Annotated in this window: 22 protein-coding genes; 9 read left to right on the top strand and 13 right to left on the bottom strand. The window is 53.0% G+C overall.

All coding sequences use genetic code 11. From position 1 onward, the window contains the following. Window positions 1–37: 37 nt before the first annotated feature. The 6 genes from LCS67_RS19670 to LCS67_RS19645 all read left to right on the top strand — a co-directional run bounded on the left by LCS67_RS19670 (window position 38) and on the right by LCS67_RS19645 (window position 5534). Entirely contained in the window at window positions 38–1171 is a 1134-nt protein-coding gene (locus LCS67_RS19670) for an amidohydrolase/deacetylase family metallohydrolase (RefSeq protein ID WP_023212816.1), read from the top strand. Further along, window positions 1155–2273: a DgaE family pyridoxal phosphate-dependent ammonia lyase gene (locus LCS67_RS19665; RefSeq protein ID WP_001139184.1), complete on the top strand. Its 1119-nt coding sequence runs from the start codon at window positions 1155–1157 to the stop codon at window positions 2271–2273. The genes LCS67_RS19670 and LCS67_RS19665 overlap by 17 nt, the downstream gene beginning before the upstream one ends. Further along, on the top strand, window positions 2270–3010 hold the full coding sequence (gene dagF / locus LCS67_RS19660) for a 2-dehydro-3-deoxy-phosphogluconate aldolase (protein WP_000779263.1): 741 nt from the start codon (window positions 2270–2272) through the stop codon (window positions 3008–3010). The genes LCS67_RS19665 and dagF overlap by 4 nt, the downstream gene beginning before the upstream one ends. Before the next feature lie 16 nt (window positions 3011–3026). Then, window positions 3027–4940 carry a BglG family transcription antiterminator gene (locus LCS67_RS19655; RefSeq protein ID WP_001212131.1) on the top strand — a complete coding sequence of 638 codons (1914 nt, stop codon included), beginning with the start codon at window positions 3027–3029 and terminating at the stop codon, window positions 4938–4940. 77 nt (window positions 4941–5017) lie between these two features. Further along, a complete protein-coding gene (locus LCS67_RS19650; protein WP_000212724.1) occupies window positions 5018–5260 on the top strand; it encodes a type II toxin-antitoxin system RelB/DinJ family antitoxin in 243 nt (80 codons plus the stop codon). Then, window positions 5250–5534, top strand: a complete 285-nt coding sequence (locus LCS67_RS19645) for a type II toxin-antitoxin system RelE family toxin (RefSeq protein ID WP_000220578.1) — start codon at window positions 5250–5252, stop codon at window positions 5532–5534. The genes LCS67_RS19650 and LCS67_RS19645 overlap by 11 nt, the downstream gene beginning before the upstream one ends. Before the next feature lie 3 nt (window positions 5535–5537). On the opposite strand, the gene nrdG is transcribed toward LCS67_RS19645, so the two are convergent. The 7 genes from nrdG to treR all read right to left on the bottom strand — a co-directional run bounded on the left by nrdG (window position 5538) and on the right by treR (window position 15284). Then, a complete protein-coding gene (gene nrdG, locus LCS67_RS19640; RefSeq protein ID WP_001009178.1) occupies window positions 5538–6002 on the bottom strand; it encodes an anaerobic ribonucleoside-triphosphate reductase-activating protein in 465 nt (154 codons plus the stop codon). Window positions 6003–6218: 216 nt separating this feature from the next. Continuing rightward, window positions 6219–8357, bottom strand: a complete 2139-nt coding sequence (nrdD, locus tag LCS67_RS19635) for an anaerobic ribonucleoside-triphosphate reductase (RefSeq protein WP_000187815.1) — start codon at window positions 8355–8357, stop codon at window positions 6219–6221. 614 nt (window positions 8358–8971) lie between these two features. Beyond that, a complete protein-coding gene (locus LCS67_RS19630) occupies window positions 8972–9712 on the bottom strand; it encodes a GIY-YIG nuclease family protein (RefSeq protein WP_223202802.1) in 741 nt (246 codons plus the stop codon). Window positions 9713–9877: 165 nt separating this feature from the next. Further along, window positions 9878–10849 (bottom strand): IS110 family transposase, encoded by a 972-nt coding sequence (locus tag LCS67_RS19625; protein WP_000219492.1) that lies wholly within the window; start codon window positions 10847–10849, stop codon window positions 9878–9880. Between the two features lie 229 nt (window positions 10850–11078). Then, complete coding sequence (gene treC / locus LCS67_RS19620) at window positions 11079–12731, bottom strand: alpha,alpha-phosphotrehalase (protein ID WP_000155049.1); 1653 nt, start codon at window positions 12729–12731, stop codon at window positions 11079–11081. 49 nt (window positions 12732–12780) lie between these two features. After that, complete coding sequence (gene treB, locus LCS67_RS19615) at window positions 12781–14199, bottom strand: PTS trehalose transporter subunit IIBC (RefSeq protein ID WP_000048828.1); 1419 nt, start codon at window positions 14197–14199, stop codon at window positions 12781–12783. Between the two features lie 137 nt (window positions 14200–14336). Then, on the bottom strand, window positions 14337–15284 hold the full coding sequence (gene treR / locus LCS67_RS19610; protein ID WP_001181297.1) for a trehalose operon repressor TreR: 948 nt from the start codon (window positions 15282–15284) through the stop codon (window positions 14337–14339). Between the two features lie 151 nt (window positions 15285–15435). On the opposite strand from treR, the gene mgtL reads away from it, so the two are divergent. Together mgtL and mgtA are read left to right on the top strand one after the other, a co-directional pair. Beyond that, window positions 15436–15534 carry a mgtA regulatory leader peptide MgtL gene (gene mgtL, locus LCS67_RS22900; RefSeq protein WP_107320725.1) on the top strand — a complete coding sequence of 33 codons (99 nt, stop codon included), beginning with the start codon at window positions 15436–15438 and terminating at the stop codon, window positions 15532–15534. A gap of 140 nt (window positions 15535–15674) precedes the next feature. Further along, a complete protein-coding gene (gene mgtA / locus LCS67_RS19600) occupies window positions 15675–18383 on the top strand; it encodes a magnesium-translocating P-type ATPase (RefSeq protein ID WP_031615735.1) in 2709 nt (902 codons plus the stop codon). Between the two features lie 115 nt (window positions 18384–18498). Here mgtA and LCS67_RS19595 read toward each other — a convergent pair whose 3' ends face one another. The 5 genes from LCS67_RS19595 to pyrL all read right to left on the bottom strand — a co-directional run bounded on the left by LCS67_RS19595 (window position 18499) and on the right by pyrL (window position 21029). Then, window positions 18499–18945, bottom strand: a complete 447-nt coding sequence (locus tag LCS67_RS19595) for a transposase (protein WP_000252557.1) — start codon at window positions 18943–18945, stop codon at window positions 18499–18501. Between the two features lie 74 nt (window positions 18946–19019). Further along, window positions 19020–19406, bottom strand: a complete 387-nt coding sequence (gene ridA, locus LCS67_RS19590) for a 2-iminobutanoate/2-iminopropanoate deaminase (RefSeq protein WP_000047544.1) — start codon at window positions 19404–19406, stop codon at window positions 19020–19022. Between the two features lie 76 nt (window positions 19407–19482). Further along, window positions 19483–19944 (bottom strand): aspartate carbamoyltransferase regulatory subunit, encoded by a 462-nt coding sequence (gene pyrI / locus LCS67_RS19585; RefSeq protein ID WP_000148566.1) that lies wholly within the window; start codon window positions 19942–19944, stop codon window positions 19483–19485. A 12-nt stretch (window positions 19945–19956) separates the two neighbouring features. Continuing rightward, window positions 19957–20892 carry an aspartate carbamoyltransferase gene (pyrB, locus tag LCS67_RS19580; protein ID WP_000013055.1) on the bottom strand — a complete coding sequence of 312 codons (936 nt, stop codon included), beginning with the start codon at window positions 20890–20892 and terminating at the stop codon, window positions 19957–19959. 35 nt (window positions 20893–20927) lie between these two features. After that, entirely contained in the window at window positions 20928–21029 is a 102-nt protein-coding gene (gene pyrL / locus LCS67_RS19575) for a pyr operon leader peptide (protein ID WP_000249504.1), read from the bottom strand. Between pyrL and LCS67_RS19570 the strand changes: the two genes are divergently transcribed. Then, window positions 21009–21149 (top strand): hypothetical protein, encoded by a 141-nt coding sequence (locus LCS67_RS19570; protein ID WP_077905461.1) that lies wholly within the window; start codon window positions 21009–21011, stop codon window positions 21147–21149. The genes pyrL and LCS67_RS19570 overlap by 21 nt on opposite strands. Here LCS67_RS19570 and LCS67_RS19565 read toward each other — a convergent pair. Continuing rightward, on the bottom strand, window positions 21119–21607 hold the full coding sequence (locus tag LCS67_RS19565) for an arginine repressor (protein ID WP_000666051.1): 489 nt from the start codon (window positions 21605–21607) through the stop codon (window positions 21119–21121). The genes LCS67_RS19570 and LCS67_RS19565 overlap by 31 nt on opposite strands. Between the last annotated feature and the right edge of the window lie 33 nt (window positions 21608–21640).

The raw sequence follows: 21640 nt of genomic DNA, 5'->3' as shown, positions 1-21640 counted from the left end.
AAGGCGGTTGCGCCGCCATCCGGCAAAGGAGAGAACGATGTTTGATTTACTCCTGCGCCATGCGCGTCTGGTCGATGACACGCTGACTAATATTGCCCTGCAAGATGGCAAAATCGCGGCGTTGGGTGACGTTGATGGTCCGGCGCTGAAAACCATTGACCTGCGCGGCGAGTGTTACGTTAGCGCGGGTTGGATTGATTCGCACGTTCACTGCTACCCGACATCGCCGATTTACCACGACGAACCGGATAGCGTGGGTATTGCCACTGGCGTTACCACAGTGGTGGATGCCGGTAGCACTGGCGCAGATGATATTGATGATTTCTATGCTTTGACCCGTCAGGCGACCACCGACGTTTATGCGCTATTGAATATTTCCCGCGTTGGGCTTATTGCCCAAAACGAGCTGGCTAACATGGCCAATATTGACGCCGATGCGGTCCGGCAGGCGGTAAAACGCCACCCGGATTTTATCGTCGGCCTCAAGGCGCGGATGAGCAGCAGCGTGGTAGGCGTTAACGGCATCACACCGCTGGAACGCGCTAAAGCCATGCAGCAAGAAAACGGCAACCTGCCGCTGATGGTGCATATTGGCAATAACCCGCCGGATCTGGACGAAATAGCGGAGCGTCTGACGGCGGGCGATATCATTACCCACTGTTACAACGGTAAGCCGAACCGTATTCTGACGCCGGAAGGCGAGCTGCGCACCTCGGTGACACGAGCGCTGGCGCGCGGCGTGCGTCTGGACGTCGGGCATGGTACCGCCAGCCTGAGCTTTGCGGTGGCGAAACGCGCTATTAGCCTGGGGATTTTACCGCATACCATCAGTTCCGATATCTACTGCCGTAACCGCATCAATGGCCCGGTGCATTCGCTGGCTAATGTGATGTCGAAATTCCTCGCCATCGGCATGTCGCTGCCGCAGGTCATTGCGTGCGTGACGGCCAATGCCGCCGATAGCCTGAATCTGAAAACCAAAGGGCGTCTTCAGCCAGGTCTGGATGCCGACCTGACCCTCTTTACGCTTAAACGCCAGCCCGCCGTGTTGGTAGACGCGGAAAACGACAGCTTACAGGCTGAAGAATTGCTGACGCCGCTTGCCGCGATACGCGCAGGCAAGGGCTATATGACCGAACAAGGGAGCGCGGAACATGCCTTCGATTTTTGAGAAGTATCAATTAAAACAGGTGATTAATGCCTCCGGACGTATGACGGCGCTCGGCGTCTCCACGCCGCGCCCGGAAGTGATAGACGCGGCGATGGCCGGAATGAATCAGTATTTCGAGATGAAAGATCTGGTGAATAAAACTGGCGAGTACATTGCGAAATTGCTGGAGGTGGAAGGGGCGACGGTAGTCTCCTGCGCCAGTGCGGGCCTTGCCCAGTCGGTTGCCGCGGTACTGGTTCAGGACAGCGACTGGCTGCTGGAAAACCTGCACGTTACACCGATTGAAAATAACGAAATCGTCCTGCCAAAGGGCCACAACGTCAACTTTGGCGCGCCGGTGGGAACGATGGTGGCGCTGGGCGGCGGCAAACTGGTGGAAGCCGGTTACGCCAACGAATGTTCCGCCGCGCAGTTGGCGGCGGCCATTACGCCGCGCACGGCGGCTATTCTCTATATCAAATCTCACCACTGCGTACAGAAAAGTATGCTTAGTGTGGAGCAGGCTGCGGTAGTGGCACGCACGCATAATCTCCCGCTGATTGTGGACGCGGCGGCGGAAGAAGATTTGCAGTGCTACTACCGCGTGGGCGCAGATCTCGTTATCTATAGCGGCGCGAAAGCGATTGAAGGGCCGACCAGCGGGCTGGTGATTGGCAAAACGCAGTATGTTGAGTGGGTAAAACGTCAGTCAGCGGGCATTGGCCGGGCGATGAAGGTCGGCAAAGAGGGAATTGTTGGCCTGACCTGCGCTATTGAACTGTACCTCAGTGCGCAGAAAGAGAGCGGTGCGGAAATGGTCGAGAAAATGACGCCGTTTATTAATAACTTGAATCAGCTTCACGGCGTAAGCGCCCGTGTGGTGTGGGACAGCGCCGGACGCGACATCGCGCGCACGGAAATTAAGTTTGATGAAGCCGTTACCGGCATCGCCACAGGCGAACTGGTCGACGCGCTGAAGCAAGGGGAATACGCGATTTACTTTCGCGGATACAAAGCCAACGAAGGAATTATTGAAGCGGATGTCCGCAGCGTCGATCGCGCGCAGTTAGCGATTGTGGCGCGTCGTATTGGCGAGGTGATTAATCAGGAGAAAAAAGCATGAAACTGACCCCTAACTTTTACCGCGATCGCGTTTGCCTGAACGTACTGGCCGGTTCGAAAGATAACGCCCGGGAAATCTACGCGGCGGCGGAAGGTCATGTGCTGGTTGGCGTGCTCTCCAAAAACTATCCGGATGTGGCAAGCGCAGTCGCGGATATGCGTGAATATGCGGCGCTTATCGATAATGCGCTCTCCGTCGGACTGGGGGCAGGCGATCCTAACCAGTCGGCGATGGTGAGCGAAATCTCGCGTCAGGTACAGCCGCAGCATGTCAACCAGGTGTTTACCGGCGTCGGGACCAGCCGGGCGCTGCTGGGGCAAAATGAGACGGTGGTTAACGGTCTTGTCTCGCCGACCGGCACGCCGGGGCTGGTGAAAATTTCCACCGGCCCGCTAAGCAGCCGCGCGCCGGACGGCATCGTACCCATAGAAACGGCGATTGCGCTACTCAAAGACATGGGCGGCAGCTCCGTTAAATACTTTCCGATGGGAGGACTCACCTGTCGCGACGAGTATAAAGCGGTGGCTGAGGCCTGCGCCCGCCATGATTTCTGGCTGGAACCGACGGGCGGCATCGATCTGGAAAACTTCGCCGAGATTCTGCACATCGCCCTTGATGCAGGTGTAAGCAAAATCATTCCTCACATTTATAGTTCGATTATTGATAAGGTGAGCGGCAACACTCGTGCGGACGATGTGCGTCAGTTACTCGCTATCGTCCGGTCGCGTGTCGGCTAATCATGAGGAGAGAGACGTGCGATTCCCCAACCAACGTTTAGCGCAGCTATTTGCGATGCTGCAAAACGAGACGCTGCCGCAGGACGAACTGGCGCAGCGGTTGTCGGTCTCCACGCGTACCGTTCGGGCGGATATCGCCGCGCTGAACATGTTGCTGACGCCGCATGGCGCGCAATTTACTCTCAGCCGCGGCAACGGGTATCAGCTCAAAATTGATGATCCGGCACGTTATCAATCCCTGCAAACGCAGCAATCTCCCGCCCTGGCGCGCGGTCCGCGCACCAGCCAGGAGCGGATACACTATTTGCTGGCGCGTTTTTTAACCTCCGCCTTCTCGCTGAAGCTGGAGGATTTGGCAGATGAATGGTTTGTCAGCCGTGCGACGCTGCAGAACGACATGGCGGACGTGCGCGAGCATTTGCTGCGTTATCATCTGACGCTGGAAACGCGTCCGCGTCATGGCATGAAACTGTTTGGTGGAGAGATGGCGATTCGCGCCTGTCTGACCGACCTTTTATGGACGCTGGCGCAGCAGGAGCCCTCCCATCCGTTAATTGTTAGTACCACGCTGAACACCGAGGTGTCTCAACGGCTGCAGTCTCTTTTGCCGGATATTTTCTCTCATTGTCAAATCCGCCTGACCGATGAGGGCGAGCTGTTTCTGCGTTTATACTGCGCGGTGGCGGTACGGCGTATTCGCGAGGGGTATCCGTTATCGGAATGCGTGGCGGAGGAGGTCGATGAAAAGGTGCGCCATGCGGCGCATGAAATTGCGGAGCTACTACAACAGCTGGCCGACAAGCCGCTGTCGGAGCCGGAAGTAAGCTGGCTGAAGGTGCATATTGCCGCCCGCCAGGTACAGGAGATTGCCCCCAGCGCCATTAATGCCGATGATGAAGAGGCGCTGGTGCGCTATATCCTCAATTTTATTAATACCCAGTACAACTATAACCTATTGAATGATAAACAGCTTCACGCGGACTTGCTGACCCACATCAAAACGATGATCACCCGCGTGCGCTACCAGATCATGATCCCCAACCCACTACTGGAAAATATTAAGCAGCACTATCCGATGGCGTGGGATATGACATTGGCGGCGATATCGAGTTGGGGAAAATACACGCCGTATACCATTAGCGAAAACGAAATCGGTTTTCTGGTGCTGCATATTGGCGTTGGGCTGGAACGTAGTTACAACATTGGCTACCAGCGGCAGCCGCAGGTACTGCTGGTGTGTGATGCTGGTAATGCGATGGTGCGGATGATTGAAGCGGTACTGGCGCGGAAATACCCGCAGATTGAGATAGCCCGCACTTTGACGCTACGCGACTATGAGGCGCGGGACAGTATTGTGGAGGATTTTGTGATTTCCACGGCGCGGATCGGTGAAAAAGATAAACCGGTCATCATGATCGCGCCCTTTCCTACCGACTATCAATTGGAGCAGATCGGTAAGCTGGTGCTGGTGGACAGAACCCGTCCGTGGATGCTGGATAAATATTTCGATGCCTCGCATTTTCGCATTGTGGAAGGGGAAATAGATCAACAGACGCTGTTTAAAACGCTGTGCGATCAGTTGCATGAGGAAGGCTTTGTTGATGCGGCGTTTCTCGATTCGGTTATTGAACGTGAAGCTATCGTCAGTACGTTATTAGGCGACGGGATTGCCTTGCCACACGCGCTGGGGCTGCTGGCGAAGAAAACGGTGGTTTATACGGTGCTCGCGCCACAGGGGATTGCCTGGGGTGATGAAACGGCGCACGTTATTTTTTTACTCGCCATCAGCAAAAGTGAATATGAAGAGGCGATGGCCATCTACGATATTTTCGTCACTTTCCTGCGCGAACGCGCCATGACGCGCCTCTGCGCATGTCAGAATTTTACGCAATTTAAAACGGTCGCGATGGAGTGCGTGAGTCGTTTTTGAGAGGCGTTATCCAGAATTCGATGTAATGCGAATGTAATGCTAAACTGCATTACACATTCGATTTTACTGGAGGCATAATGGCCACGCTGAACGTCCGTCTGGATGACAAACTCAAAAATGAGGCTTATGCCGTGCTGGAAAAACTGAACATTACTCCAACGGAGGCCGTGCGATTACTGTTCCAGTACGTCGCGGAAACGGGGCGCATGCCAGTGAAAACCGTCACTCTTAGCGACAGTGAGGATGCACTGATTCAGACAGTTCGGGAGAGGCTGTCTAGTCCGCAAAAGGGAATCAAGGTTAGTCTGGATGACTTATGAACTGGAATTCGACCCGAGGGCCTTAAAAGAGTGGCATAAGCTGGGCGATACGGTGAAGGCTCAGCTTAAGAAAAAGTTGGCTGATGTGCTATTGAACCCCAGAATTGACTCTGCCCGTTTAAACGGTCTTCCTGACTGCTATAAAATTAAGCTTAAATCGTCCGGTTATCGTCTGGTGTACCAGGTTCGGGATGACGTTGTGATTGTGTTTGTTGTCGCGGTCGGCAAGCGAGAACATTCAGCCGTCTATCACGATGCAAACAAACGGCTTTAGCGATCAACGCAAATGATGCACTACCTGGTTGCTGCTACCGCGCCAGATAAGCGCCGGGTCTTTCAGATCCTGCACAAATTTGCCATCGACCAGCACGTTGATGAGATCGACCACCTGCATCTGTGCGGCGTTAAGTTCATCGAGCTTGTAGCCGGTCCACACCCAGATATCTTTCCCCGGGCACTCCGCGTGGATACGTTGTACCAGTGTCAGGATATCCGGTACGTTTTGCGGATGCAGCGGATCGCCGCCCGACAGCGAGATCCCCTGACGGTGAATGCGCGTGTCGTTCAGATCGGCAATGATCTTATCTTCCATCTCTTTGGTAAACGGCTGGCCGGAGTTCAGCCGCCAGGTGCTTTTGTTATAGCAGCCAGGGCATTCATGCACGCACCCTGACACAAACAGGGTGCAGCGGGTGCCGGGGCCGTTAACGATGTCTACGGGGTAGTATTGGTGAAAGTTCATGTTTCCTCGTTGCATTTGGCGCTGTAGCGGCGTTGGCCGCTCTTACTTACCCAGGTCACTTACTTATGTAAGCTCCCTGGGATTCGTTCGTTTGCCGCCTTGCTACAACACCAACTGCTTAGAGGAAATTCATGAAATTGGAACTATAGCCAGCGGTTGTAGGCCGGATAAGGTGTTTACACCGCCATCCGGCATTTACGCATTGCAAACGGAGGATTAACCTATCTGCCCATTGCCTAAATGCTTCACGCGGCGCTTCACTTCTTCCTGCTTACCGGCGTTAAACGGGCGTGCGTCCGGGCTGCCTAAATAACCGCACACGCGGCGGGTGACCGAGACGCGCGCGGCGTCGTGGTTGCCGCATTTCGGGCAGGTGAAACCTTTACTGGTACATTCGAACTCGCCGGTAAAGCCGCACTCGTAGCATTCATCGATCGGCGTGTTGGTGCCGTAATACGGTACATGCTGATAGCTGTAATCCCAGACATCTTCCAGCGCCTTCAGGTTGTGCTGAATGTTCGGGTATTCGCCGTAGCAAATGAAACCCCCGTTCGCCAGCGGCGGATACGGCGCTTCGAAATCGATTTTGTCGTACGGGTTAACCTTCTTCTCCACGTCGAGGTGGAAGCTGTTGGTGTAGTAACCTTTATCGGTTACGCCCGGCACCACGCCGAACTCGGCGGTATCCAGACGGCAGAAGCGGTCACAGAGGTTTTCACTTGGCGTGCTGTACAGACTAAAGCCGTAGCCAGTCTCTTCTTTCCACTGATCCACGGCCTGGCGCAGACGTTCCACAATGGCGATACCTTTGGCGCGCAGCTGCTCGCTGTCATAGACATGTTTGTCGCCAAACAGCGCGTTGATGGTCTCATGAATGCCGATGTAGCCCAGAGAGATGGACGCACGACCATTTTTAAAGATTTCAGACACGTCGTCGTCCGCTTTCAGCCGCACGCCGCAGGCGCCTTCCATATACAGGATAGGCGCGACACGGGCTTTCACGCCTTCAAGGCGGGCGATACGGGTCATCAGCGCCTTCCGCGCCAGCGCCAGACGTTCATCCAGCAGTTTCCAGAATGCGGTTTCGTCGCCTTTTGCTTCCAGCGCGATGCGCGGCAGGTTAAGGCTAATCACGCCCAGGTTGTTACGCCCGTCGTGGATCTGCTCGCCGTTTTCGTTCTCCCACACGCCGAGGAAGCTGCGGCAGCCCATTGGCGTTTTGAACGAACCGGTGACTTTGACCACCTGATCGTAGTTGAGGATGTCCGGATACATGCGCTTGCTCGCGCACTCCAGCGCCAGTTGTTTAATGTCGTAGTTCGGATCGCCAAACTTGTGGTTCAAACCGTCGCGGATAGCGAAGACCAGTTTCGGGAACACGGCGGTTTTGCGATTTTTACCCAGACCGGCGATACGGTTACGCAAAATAGACGCCTGGATCAGACGCGACTCCCAACTGGTGCCGAGGCCAAAACCAAAGGTCACGAAAGGCGTCTGGCCGTTAGCGGTGTGCAGCGTGTTAACTTCGTATTCCAGCGACTGGAAGGCGTCGTAGCACTCTTTTTCGGTGCGAGAACGCGCATACCCTTCGGCATCCGGGATCTGCCACTCATCGGCGGTTTTGCGGTGCTTGTTGTAGCTTTCGGTGACAAACGGCGCCAGCACTTCGTCGATACGGTTAATGGTGGTGCCGCCATAAATATGGCTGGCGACCTGCGCGATAATCTGCGCGGTAACGGCAGTGGCGGTAGAGATAGATTTCGGCGGTTCGATCTCAGCGTTACCCATCTTAAAGCCCTGGGTCAACATGCCTTTCAGGTCGATCAGCATACAGTTGAACATCGGGAAGAACGGCGAATAGTCGAGATCGTGATAGTGGATATCGCCGCGCTCATGCGCTTGTACTACGTCACGCGGCAACAGGTGCTGGCGGGCATAGTGTTTGGCGACAATCCCGGCCAGCAAATCGCGCTGGGTGGGAATGACTTTACTGTCTTTGTTGGCGTTTTCATTGAGCAACGCGGAGTTAGTTTGCTCTACCAGGCCGCGAATTTCCTGGTTCAGACGACCACGCTTTTCACGCTGAATGTCGCGATCGTGACGGTATTCGATGTAGGCGCGGGCAAGCTGTTTGTACGGGCCGGACATCAGTTGGTTTTCAACCGCAGTCTGGATCTCGTTAATATCCACCTGACTGCGCGCGTTCATTTGGCTGCTAACGACTTCTGCGACGGTGGCACAGTAATCTGCGTCATCGACTCCCGCTGCTTTAGCTGCACGTAGAATGGCTTCCTTAATGCGCTCTGATTTGAATGGCACTTTACAGCCATCTCGTTTCATCACATGCGGTGTCATGATCACTCCATATTTGTAAGAACAGGTTATCCACAGAGGCCGGGGAAGCCATAACAGGTTTATTCATCTCTTTTCCAATGACTTCCCGCAATCCTGACCCAGGTTATCCACAATTCACCTTGTGTCGAGTGAACGGGTGTTGTAGCAATTGTAGTCAATTAATACAACATATTGGGGCGGCGTGCATTTTAAAGTCTATATGTAGTGATTTGCATCAAGGATGTTTGCAATTTTATTGATGTAGAACAAGGTAAAAATCAGAGCGTACAGATGGCGGGCGCTGTAGCGTTTGTAAAAGATAGCAAGAAAAATCTGATTAATTATTCAACAAAAACAGACAGTAACCAGGAGCAACGCCACAGCCCGTGTCAATAGGCCTGTGGCGTTTATCCGTATAAGATACCCTCTTAATTTGCAACCTTCTATTGAGGTCTAAAAGGATTCAATCTAGATGGGGGGGCGTGTGAAGGTCAGCTTTGAGCGAGGAGCGGACGTTCGCTGTTTACTATTACCGGATGTGCTTTGATAATATTTGCGTATTTAATTGACGGCGAGCAGGTCACCCAGCGGAACTTTTCAGGTTGATATGACCGTAAGAAGGAAGAAACACTCTTTCATTTTAGCTTCATCATGTTTTGTGTGATTACCTCGAAAGGTGCAACATCACCAATTGTGTAATTGAGTTGAAAATACTGTCTAAGCTCAACGCCACCCATGATGCGGGGTGAACCAGACTGATTGGCAGTTCGATTAATCATTGCAGTGATGGAAGACATGCCATCACGAAGAATAATCTTGATGTTCTCACCGTCTTTACCAAACTTTTGAGAACTTACTACCGGCACATTGAAGAATCCTCTACGCCAGTACGTATCTGTCATGTTGAAAGTGAATTGTTTAATACTATTGTGTGTGATGATTTCAGCTTCAGTTGATATTACTTCTTCACTCTTCAGTTCTGGCCTCTGAACTCCATTCCATTCAGGACTAATGGCACTAATGATTGAATCCTCAAGACCAGCAGCAAGATTCAAGTGAAATTGCCCGTAGTGCATCAGTCCTGAATCTGGAAGTACTAAGATATCAACGGCAACATTATTAGATAGCATCTCAATGATGTTAGCGTTATTTTTTATATTCGTAGATTGGGAAGGGCCTGGACGTGAATAATGGTACATCCTGTTACGTAGTAGACGAGTGGTTTTACCAACGTATTTTACCTCACCATCACAAACAAATGCATAGAGGTTGTTCTTAACATCAGTGAATCTGTCATCGAGATGGTACTTCAGGCTGCCGTCTATAATTTGCCAGAATCCTACCTTGATAAAACCAATCTCAGTCAAACGATTCATGTTAGGGTTCCATATGGGGAGAGTAAAAGCATTATACATGCTGAACTCCTCACCGTAGCTTAAAAGTTTGATGTCAGTAACGTCCGCTCTTGGCACAAAGCTGCCCGTTGGCCAAATGGAAGTAGGCACATTTGAACCTGTCGAGTATCTGCCAGTTTACTGTGGTCAGCTTGTAACTACAGAATGTACAGCTATGCGTGAACTGAACGCTGTACCTGACTTTAGTACCCCGAATACTATATGGATTAGTTTCCGCATAACGGCTCCAACGACAAGCATTCTCGGTTTGCCTGCAAGCAATAGTCGTTGCCCAAATGCCTTTATATCTGGGTTATATCTCAGGGCGACCAACGCAGGCATATAAAGGGCACTTCTTAGTCGCGTATCACCCATTTTTGACATACGCGTCTTGCCTCTGACAGAACTACCGGATTGATGGTGACGTGGATTTAGCCCCAGGTACGCAGTGACTTCTTTTGCTTTCCTGAATCCTTTACCGGACATGAATGATAAAATCAGATTGCTCGAAACCTCGCCGATACCAGGAACTGACTGTATAAGTGCATCCTGCTTTTTCAGTTCGTCATCACTTCTCACATGATCTTTTATCTCTTGCCGGACAACCTCGATTTCCGTTTTAAGCAGGCTAATGATGCGATCGAGAGAAGCCTGAATGTTTGCTTCAGCATTCTCACGACGGTTGCACTCCATTCTTAACATACCATTGAGCGCGCTGATACGACGGACGAGGGCCTGCAACTTTCTCACTGGTGCTGGCGTTGGTTTCCATCCGTCAGGCACAGCAGCTTTACAGAACCGGGCAATAAGTTTTGAGTCCGCTTTGTCGGTTTTAGTGCGCGAAAGTTCCGATGCACCGAATCCTTTAATACGTGCAGGATTAACAACACTGACTTTTATCTTATTTTCATACAAAAATGTGGCGAGTGAAGTGCCATAGTCACCAGTCGCTTCCAAACATGCGTGAATGTCTGGCATTGTGCTCTGACCAAGCCATTTATAGAGGGCCAAAAATCCAGCGGATGTGTTTTCAAAAGCTTTGCATCGGTAATTTCCGTCACAGAGTTCTGCTACATCAAATTTCTTACTGGCAATATCGATACCAAGATATACCGTCATAACTTTTCCTCATAAAGTTCAGCATTGACCTACCTTGCAAATTCAGGCTCACCGGTGTCCGGGGCCACAGATACCCTTCGGTCATTCACTGAATGAAAGGCAAAGCGGTAGTTATCTTATGCACTGGCTTGTTAGCCACAGGATGTCGCCGTCCTGCTTTGCCCTGAACATGGTCGTTAACCTACAGAATCAACTCATTCTGTATCGCCGATAATACAAGGACGTCGCGTTAGCGTTGTAACCACCAGATGGCTTCAAATGGGCGGAGCGTCATCGCGGCTGGCTGGCTGGCGACCTCGCCATAATTATGCAGTAGCGCCTGCCACTGTCCTTTGATATGCGGTGGATGCCACTCCTGACACTGGTCGCTCAGATTGGCGACAACCAGCAGGGTTTGCCCCTGCCACTGGCGGCGATAACACCATACTGATGGGCTATCCGGGAGGAGATCCTGATAATCGCCCCAGATCAGTACAGGCTGGGTTTTACGTAGCGCAATCAGCTTTTGATAGGTGTAAAACACCGAGTTTTCATCGCGTAATGCCGCCGCGACGTTAACCTCCGTATAGTTATCGCACAGGCTTATCCACGGCTCGCCTTGGGTGAAACCGGCGTTTTTACCGTTGTCCCACTGCATCGGCGTGCGGCTGTTGTCGCGGGATTTACTGGCCAGGATAGCCAGCAGTTCGTCGGGGTCGCGCCCGGCGGCGCGTAGCGCGGCAAACATGTTATGGCTTTCCACGTCGCGATAATCGGTGATGCGGGTAAAGTGTGGGTTGGTCATGCCGATTTCTTCGCCCTGATAGATATAAGGCGTCCCTTGCATACCGTGCAGCGCCATCGCCAGCATTTTCGCGGCTGGAACCCGGTATTCCCCCTCGTCGCCAAAGCGGGAAACGATGCGCGGCTGATCGTGATTACACCAGAATAACGCGTTCCAGGCGACGTTATGCATTCCCTGTTGCCAGTGGCGGAACAACGCTTTCAGCGCCACATAATCAGGTTTTGCCAGCGTCCACTTTTCGCCATTGGGGTAATCCACCTTCAGATGATGAAAATTGAAGGTCATCGAGAGTTCGTCGCCGCTAAGCGCGGCATATTGCTGGCAGTTTTCCAGCGTGGTAGAGGACATTTCGCCTACCGTCATCAGATTACGCGGTGTAAAAACGTCACGGTTCATTTCGCGTAAAAACGTATGCGCGCGCGGTCCGTCGGTATAAAAGCGGCGTCCGTCGCCCGTCGGATCGTCAGGGAAGTCCTGATCTTTGGCGATCAGGTTCACCACGTCCAGACGCAGGCCATCCACGCCGCGATCGGCCCAGAATTCGCAGACCTTTTTCAGCTCGGCGCGCACGGCGGGGTTTTCCCAGTTCAGGTCGGCCTGTTCAGGCGCGAAAAGGTGTAAATAATATTGTTCGCTCTGGCTATGCCAGCGCCAGGCGCTGCCGCCAAATTTGGATTGCCAGTTATTCGGGCAGACATCCGGCGTGCCATCGCGCCAGATATAAAACTGACGGTATGGGCTCTCTTTGTTCAGCGCTTCGCGAAACCAGGCGTGCTGGGTAGAAGTATGGTTAAACACCATATCCAGGATGATGCGAATACCGCGTGCTTTCGCCTGCGCGACCAGCTCGTCAAAATCATCCAGCGTGCCGTAGGTCGGGTCGATAGCCGTATAATTTGCGACGTCATAACCGTTATCCACCTGCGGCGAGATATAAAACGGCGTGAGCCAGATGGCGTCCACGCCGAGTCGCTGTAGATAGTCAAGGCGCTGCGTGACGCCGCGTAAATCGCCTGTGCCGCTGCCGGTCGTGTCCTGAAAACTTTTTGGGTAGATCTGATAGATAACGCCGTTTTGCCACCAGAGGGGAATAGTCATTGTTGTTTCCTGCAAGTGCGTTGGGACGCAACTGCGCCCCGAAGAAGTATTAGACAATTTGTAATGTGCCCTGACGATGCTTACGCTGATAGATAAAGGTGGTCAGAATCACCGGGATAACGATCGCGATAACCATCGCCATGCCGTACACCTGCCAGTAGCGCGGCGGTATAGACAGGATGCCCGGCAGGCCGCCCACGCCGATACCGTTGGCGATGACGCCGTTCAGACCGCAGAGCAGTCCCGCCAGACCAGATCCGATCATCGCGCACAGCATCGGAAAACGATACTTTAGATTGATACCGTACATCGCCGGTTCGGTTACCCCAAGGTAAGCGGAAATGGCGGCAGGAACGGAGATCTCGCGTTCATTGTGTTTACGGCTGGAGATGATGATGCCCACCACGGCGGAGGCCTGCGCGATATTCGACAGCGCAATCAGCGGCCAGACTGGCGTACCGCCCATGCTCTGGATCATCTGCATATCGATAGCGAGCGTTGTCTGGTGGACGCCGGTAATGACCAGCGGGGCATACAGGAAGCCGAACAGCGCCGCGCCTATCGGGGCGAAACTGCCGGTCATCAGATAACGTACCGCAAAGGCCACACCGTCGCCGATCATACGACCAAAGGGGCCGATAAAGGTGTGGGCGAGAAAGACGGCCAGTATCAACGAACACACCGGGACGACGACCAGGTAGAGATAATCCGGCACGATGCGTTTCAACCGCGTTTCAATAAACCCAAGCGCCAGCCCTGCCAGTAGCGCCGGGATAACCTGCGCCTGGTAGCCCACTTTCTCAATGCTAAATAAGCCGAAGTTCCAGACGTCCGGCGTTTGCTGGCCCAGCAGATACGCATTCATCAACTGCGGCGACACCAGCGTCACGCCGAGCACGATACCAAGAATCGGCGTGCCGCCCATTTTTTTCACCGCCGACCAGCAGATCCCCACCGGCAGATAGAAAAAGATCGCTTCGCCGATCAACCATAAAAAATCATAAAGCGTTTTTAGCGCTGGATGCATCTGCGCCAGCGTTTGGCCGTTGCTCATCGGCACATCGCCGATCACGTTACGAAAGCCTAAGATCAAACCGCCGCTGATCAACGCCGGTAGTAGCGGAAAGAAGATCTCCGCAAAGTGGGAAATTAACTGCTCATGCCACTTCATGTTCTGGCGAGCGGCTTTTTTGGCCTGCTCTTTATCAGCATACGCTTTGCCGGTGGTCTCCAGCAGCGCGTTATAGTAATCGCCGACTTCGGTGCCGATCACCACCTGAAACTGCCCGGCGTTGGTGAAACAGCCTTTAACCATCGGTAATTGTTCGATCTCTTTTGGCCTGGCGTTCGCGGGCTGGTGGAGCACAAAGCGCAGGCGAGTAATGCAGTGGCTCACCGTGGCGATGTTGTCACGCCCGCCGACCAGGTCAATCAGCCGGTCGATATCGGCTTGTTTTACTTTGCTCATCGTAAAGCCTCATGGCAGAGGAGGTAAGTTATGGGTTGGCGCAAGAGTAGCTCTTCAACGGTGGTTTAAAAATGGGAACGTTCCCGAAACGCAGCGACGATCACAAATTACTCGTGGTATTCCGTTTAATTAGTCACTCAGGCGAGGGTAGAAGGAATGACGATCCGGCGCGGATCGCAGCGGCCATTGATCTGTTCGATCAGCTGCGAAGCCGCCTGCCGTCCGGCTTCAGCATAGCCAGGATCGACAGTGACGATCTCCGGGTGCAGGAATTTTATCAGCGGCGTGTTCCCGACGCTTGCCAGTTGCAGCGTCTCAATACGTTGCTCCTGTAAATACTTACTGGCGCCCAACGCCAGCGTATCGGTGGCGCAGACTAACGCGGTGGTATCCGGCATGATGACGCTTGCCGTATGCTCATAGCCCTGCTTCATGGCAAGACCGGGCAGGGCGGCGACGGGATGAAGTTTATGTTTTTTGCAAAACGCCAGGTATGCGTCATGCCGACGTTTGCCGGTGGTAATATCGCTATGGGGAACGCCCAGAAAGCTAATGTTGCGGTGTCCCTGCTCATACAGCCGCTGCATAAGGATATGAATCGCGCCCTCGTCGTCGTAACAGACGGAGGCAAAACCTTGCGCATCTCTTGCCAGCAGCACCAGCGAGGCTTTCCAGGGGGCGATCAACTCTTCTGTGATGCCGGTAAAGCCAAACAGCACCACGCCATCAATGTTACGTCGTCTGAGCATGCCCAGATGTTCCATTACCAGCGTCGGCGAGAACTGACTTTCCATCATAATAGGGTCGTAGCCCTGTTCATAAAACGCAGGCAGCATGGTCTGAACCGCGAGATTTTCAGACAACGAATCAAGGCGAGTGACGATAATAGCGACCACTTTATCGCTTTGTCCCCGCATCGCACGGGCGGAGCGGGACGGAGAGAAACCGTGTTGATTCATCACCGCTTCGACACGCTCGCGGGTACGTTCGCTTACGCCGCTTTCATTGTTAAGCACGCGGGAAACGGTTGATTTCCCTACGCCGCTCAGGCGGGCGATGTCTTTGATAGTGAGCCGGTTTTGCATCCTGTTTTCCCGTGGCGTGACGCTGATGGTGATTGGTGATAAAAAGAGTAACTTTACTCAAGCGAAGGGCAATGGGCAAAGTCTGGTTTATCGTTGGTTTAATTACGTAACGGTATGATACCGCCATAATTGCCACAAAACTTATGGATTTATGCGTATAATCCACGGCGCAAATCGTTTACTTACCGGAGGCGACATGGACCCTGAACCCACCCCTCTCCCGCGATGGAGAATTTTCCTTTTCCGGTAAGCCTGCCTCTGCTGTCTTACCGGTGTGTAAGACAGTGACACAATAACGTCCCTGTTTTTATTTAAACATTGCTCATCGGGCAAGGCTTTGCCGCGCCTGAAGAATTTTCTGCGCCTGACTTCGGCGCGGAGGGATTACCTATGCTAAAAACCATTACCCGCCAGCTTTTTGCCCGGCTTAATCGTCATTTGCCTTATCGTCTGGTTCACCGCGATCCGCTGCCCGGGGCGCAGACCGCGGTAAATGCGACTATCCCGCCTTCGCTGAGCGAACGCTGTCTGAAAGTCGCGGCAATGGAGCAGGAGACTCTCTGGCGCGTTTTTGATACGCACCCGGAGGGATTAAACGCCGCCGAGGTAACGCGCGCGCGTGAAAAGCATGGCGAAAACCGCCTTCCGGCACAGAAACCCTCGCCGTGGTGGGTGCATCTGTGGGTATGTTATCGCAATCCTTTCAACATCTTACTCACGATTCTTGGCGGCATTTCTTATGCCACGGAGGATCTGTTTGCCGCAGGCGTTATCGCCCTGATGGTCGGTATCTCAACGCTGCTGAATTTTGTGCAGGAAGCGCGCTCGACGAAAGCAGCGGACGCGCTAAAAGCGATGGTGAGTAATACCGCTACCGTACTGCGGGTTATTAATGAAAATGGCGAAAACGCCTGGCTGGAATTACCCATCGATCAACTGGTGCCCGGCGATATTATTAAGCTGGCGGCGGGGGATATGATCCCGGCGGATTTACGGATTATCCAGGCGCGCGATCTGTTTGTCGCCCAGGCGTCGCTGACCGGCGAATCTCTGCCGGTCGAGAAAGTCGCCGCGACGCGTGAGCCCCGGCAAAATAACCCGCTTGAGTGCGACACGCTGTGCTTTATGGGGACGAACGTCGTGAGCGGAACGGCGCAGGCCGTGGTGATGGCGACCGGCGCCGACACCTGGTTTGGTCAATTGGCGGGGCGCGTGTCGGAACAAGATAACGAGCAGAACGCTTTCCAGAAAGGAATTAGCCGCGTCAGCATGTTGCTGATCCGCTTTATGCTGGTCATGGCGCCGGTAGTACTGATTATTAATGGTTACACGAAAGGTGACTGGTGGGAAGCGGCGTTATTTGCGCTTTCGGTCGCGGTAGGGCTCACCCCGGAAATGTTGCCGATGATCGTCACCTCCACCCTCGCGCGCGGGGCGGTGAAGCTCTCGAAACAGAAAGTTATCGTGAAGCACCTTGATGCGATTCAGAACTTCGGCGCGATGGATATTCTGTGCACCGATAAAACCGGCACTCTGACGCAGGATAAAATTGTGCTGGAGAATCATACGGATATTTCTGGTAAGCCCAGCGAGCATGTACTGCATTGCGCCTGGCTGAACAGCCATTATCAGACCGGTCTAAAAAACTTACTGGATACGGCGGTCCTGGAGGGAGTAGACGAAACCGCCGCGCGTCAGCTCTCCGGACGCTGGCAGAAAATCGATGAGATTCCGTTTGATTTTGAGCGTCGCCGGATGTCGGTGGTGGTGGCCGAAGATTCGAGCGTGCATCAACTGGTCTGCAAAGGCGCGTTACAGGAGATCCTGAACGTGTGTACTCAGGTGCGCCACAACGGCGATATTGTGCCGCTGGACGACAATATGCTGCGCCGGGTGAAACGCGTTACCGACACGCTGAACCGTCAGGGGCTACGCGTGGTCGCCGTCGCGACCAAATACCTGCCTGCACGTGGGGGCGATTACCAGCGTATCGATGAATCTGACCTGATCCTGGAAGGGTATATTGCTTTTCTCGATCCGCCGAAAGAGACCACCGCGCCGGCGCTGAAAGCGCTGAAGGCGAGCGGAATTACGGTGAAAATTCTCACCGGCGACAGCGAGCTGGTAGCGTCGAAAGTTTGCCATGAAGTTGGGCTGGATGCGGGCGATGTCGTTATTGGCAGTGATATTGAAGGGTTAAGCGACGACGCGCTGGCGGCGCTGGCCGCCCATACGACGTTGTTTGCGCGTCTGACGCCGATGCATAAAGAGCGCATCGTCACTTTGCTCAAACGCGAGGGGCATGTGGTCGGTTTTATGGGCGACGGGATTAACGATGCCCCGGCGCTGCGGGCGGCGGATATTGGTATCTCGGTAGATGGCGCGGTGGACATCGCCCGTGAAGCCGCCGATATTATTCTGCTGGAAAAGAGCCTGATGGTGCTGGAAGAAGGCGTCATTGAAGGTCGTCGTACTTTTTCTAATATGTTGAAATATATCAAGATGACGGCCAGCTCAAATTTCGGTAACGTGTTTAGCGTACTGGTGGCGAGCGCCTTTTTGCCGTTCTTGCCAATGCTGCCGCTGCACTTGCTGATTCAAAACCTGCTGTACGATGTATCCCAGGTGGCGATTCCGTTTGATAATGTCGATGAAGAACAAATTCAAAAGCCGCAGCGCTGGAATCCGGCGGATTTGGGGCGCTTTATGGTCTTTTTCGGTCCGATCAGCTCGATTTTCGACATTTTGACCTTTTGTCTGATGTGGTGGGTATTTCATGCGAATACGCCAGAAACGCAAACTTTGTTCCAGTCCGGCTGGTTTGTGGTGGGATTACTGTCGCAAACGCTGATTGTGCATATGATCCGTACCCGTCGTCTGCCGTTTATTCAAAGTCGCGCCGCCTGGCCGCTGATGGCGATGACATTGTTGGTGATGGTCGTGGGAGTTTCGTTGCCGTTTTCGCCGCTGGCGTCTTACCTGCAATTGCAGGCGCTGCCGTTAAGCTATTTCCCGTGGCTGATTGCCATTCTGGCGGGCTATATGACGTTAACTCAGTTGGTGAAAGGGTTTTACAGCCGACGTTATGGCTGGCAGTAAACACTTTCGTCGGGGATTCGCCAGCGTGCTTAATCCCCGATATCGCTAACCAGGTCAGATGCCCGTAAAGCTCGACAAGTTTAACGCGATCGGCTTTATCTTTAAATTTCAGGGCTTATTCAAGCAACTGTAGAATGCTATATGCAGGCATAAAAAAGAGGAATGTCCAGCTAAGTTTGTAAAATGTGTTCTCTGCCCCCAATCCGGAACGAGAGGAGGAGATATCCCACCGCCGGATATGTTTTGCGGATATGCGACGAAAGCGGCGAATATAGCTAACGCAATAAACTAAGTAAGGAGGAATCGCTAAGGCGCCAGTGGGTTTAGGAAACATAAGGGTAAGCAATATGGCTGCGACAATGAAGCATAAAAAGACTATCTTCGCGGTAGATTCTATCTGTTTTAATTCCTGGCGTACGCTTTCAGCATGCTTCTCCTGCCAGCGACGGAGCGTGCTGTTGCTAAATCCATATTCTTCGCACAACGCCTTATTCGGTACGCCGTTTTTCGACTGTTGCAGAAAATCGGCGATTTGTTCCTCGGTAAAACGCGATCTTACCATTGCCGCCTCTCCATGGCTGTTGGTGCCCCGAACCGGGCAAACTTGCGCCGCCCGGCGGGGATGACGTCCGGCGCTTAGCGACGAACAGCGATCGCTTCAATCTCAATTTTCACGTCTTTCGGCAGACGGGCAACTTCCACGCAGGAACGCGCCGGGAAGGTGGCGTTGTGCTCGGTGAAGAAGGCTTCGTAGGTGGCGTTGACGGTCGCGAAATCGTTCAGGTCTTTCACGAATACGGTCGTTTTCACAATGTCGCCTACTTTCAGGCCAGCGGCTTCCACGATAGCTTTAACGTTTTCCAGCGACTGACGTGCCTGAGCGGATACGTCTTCCGCTACGGCACCGGTTTTCGGATCGACCGGGATCTGACCGGAAGTGATTACCATGCTACCCAGGTCAACGCCCTGTACGTATGGGCCGATTGCTGCTGGTGCATTTTCCGTCGCAATAGTTTTGCTCATGATTTCTCCTGAATTACAGCGGTAATAGAATGTCCCCGCTCATTATAGGGAGCCGGGATCTCATAACCAACCCCCATTAGTTGGCCAGCACCACATTATGCGAAAACTCTTTTTCACAGTATTTGCATTTGAGGGCGATATCATTGGCGCGTTTTTTCACTGCAAAGCTGGAGGATACCGGTTCCGCGTGGCTGATGCAGTTGCTGTTCGGGCAAACCAGCACATTATTAATACGCTCCGGCAGGCTGGGACGTGATTTCCCGACTACGTCGTAGTTGTCGATGCGGTTAACGGTGGCCTGCGGCGCGTACAGAGCAAGTTGGTTAACCTGCTCATCGGTGAGGAAGGTGTTTTCTATTTTAATTAAGTCCTTACGCCCCATCTCGCCAGACGGGAGATTCAGACCGATAGTGATTCGCTGATCGGTCTCGGTCAATTTAAACAGACTCAGCAGTTTAAAGCCTACCTGCGCAGGGATATGGTCAATCACGGTGCCGCATTTAATGGCTTCAACCTGCAGTTTGTTATCGTGTGTCATCGTTTTTCTCCCTTACAGACTCAGTTCGCTATTCAGTACCAACGCCAGTAACGCCTGGCGAGCGAAAATACCGTTGCCCGCCTGTTGGAAGTACCAGGCGTGTGGCGTTTTATCCACATCCGTGGTGATTTCATCAATCCGCGGCAGCGGGTGCAGCACTTTCATATTTTCACGCGCGCCGTTCAGGTCGCTGGCGCGCAGAACAAACTGCGCCTTCACATTGGCGTACTCCGACGGGTCGAGACGCTCTTTCTGTACGCGAGTCATATAGAGGATGTCGACGTCGGCCATGACCTCTTCAATAGACCCATGCAGGCTCCAGGCCATTCCTTTTTCATCCAGCATATCCAGAATGTACTGCGGCATCGCCAGCGCGTCCGGCGCGATAAAATAAAAACGGTTGCCGCTAAATTTCGCCAGCGCCTGGGTTAGCGAATGCACGGTGCGGCCATATTTCAGATCGCCGACCATCGCGATATGCAGGTTATCCAGACGGCCCTGTGTTTCCTGGATGGTGAACAGATCCAACAGGGTCTGCGTCGGATGCTGGTTCGAACCGTCGCCCGCATTGAGCACCGGCACCTGACCGGAAAACTCCGTCGCCAGACGTGCCGCGCCTTCTTGCGGATGGCGCATCACAATCGCGTCCACGTAAGTGCTAATCACTGAGATCGTGTCGGCTAACGTTTCTCCTTTTTTCCCCAGCGACGTGTTGGCGCTGTCGGAGAAGCCCACTACGCTGGCGCCCAGGCGATGCATTGAAGTTTCAAACGACAGGCGGGTACGCGTGGAGGCTTCGAAAAAGCAGCTGGCGATCACTTTATGTTTCAATAGCTCCGGCTGCGGGTTGGCTTTTAATTTCGCCGCCGTCGCCAGTACCAGATTAAGATCGTCGCGGCTGAGGTCGTTTATGGAAATGATATGTTTTTGATATAGCGGGTTAGCCATGTTTATCTCCTGACGCCTGGGCAAAAAAAAGCCCCTCAATTGAGGGGCTTGGTATTGGTTTTCAACGGAAAGAAAAACGGCAGGCCTGCGTCCTTTTTCAGACGCGGTAAGACAGAATGTCGTACACACTGAACCATGCTTCCTCCCGGCAAATTGTCCGCGATTATACTCAGCTCTGTTTGGGGATCAAGCAATTAATGCATGATTTACTCATCGCAAACGGTTCTTATGAATTTAAATTCATTTTAAGCAAATAATTAATTTGTTTGTGTACCAGCGCCGTGCGCTGAACGACCCGTGGTGCGACCCAGACAATACTGCTACCGGCAACGACGCCGAGAATTTCCGGCAATGCGTGGTAATCCAGAATTCTCGCGACGGCGCGACCATAACCTGCCGCCGTATGGATAAGGATAAATTCGCTATTATGTTCAACGCTGACGACCATTTCGGCTATTGAACGTCCGGCATCCGGCGAAGGACGCCGCTGGGGATTTACGGAATAAATCTTTTGTCCCTTCGTATTTCTGATTTTTATTGCGCCCAGCAGCTTGAGCAGGCGCGAAACCGTAGACTGACTAATACCTTCAAATCCCTCATTTTGTAAATCGCGGCGAATCTCCTCCTGGGACAGGTAACTTTTTTCACTAATCAGGCGCTGACAAACCGCCAGTTGCTGTTGTTCTTTGGCGGAGTAATCATCGTATTCCTTCATAAATGCACCTTATCTTTATTATTGATATCAACG

The sequence above is a fragment of the Salmonella sp. A7 genome, from assembly GCF_020181675.1.
GTDB lineage: Bacteria > Pseudomonadota > Gammaproteobacteria > Enterobacterales > Enterobacteriaceae > Salmonella > Salmonella enterica.
The sequence above is the reverse complement of the archived record's forward strand: the minus strand, read 5'-3'. Positions and strand labels throughout refer to the sequence as shown.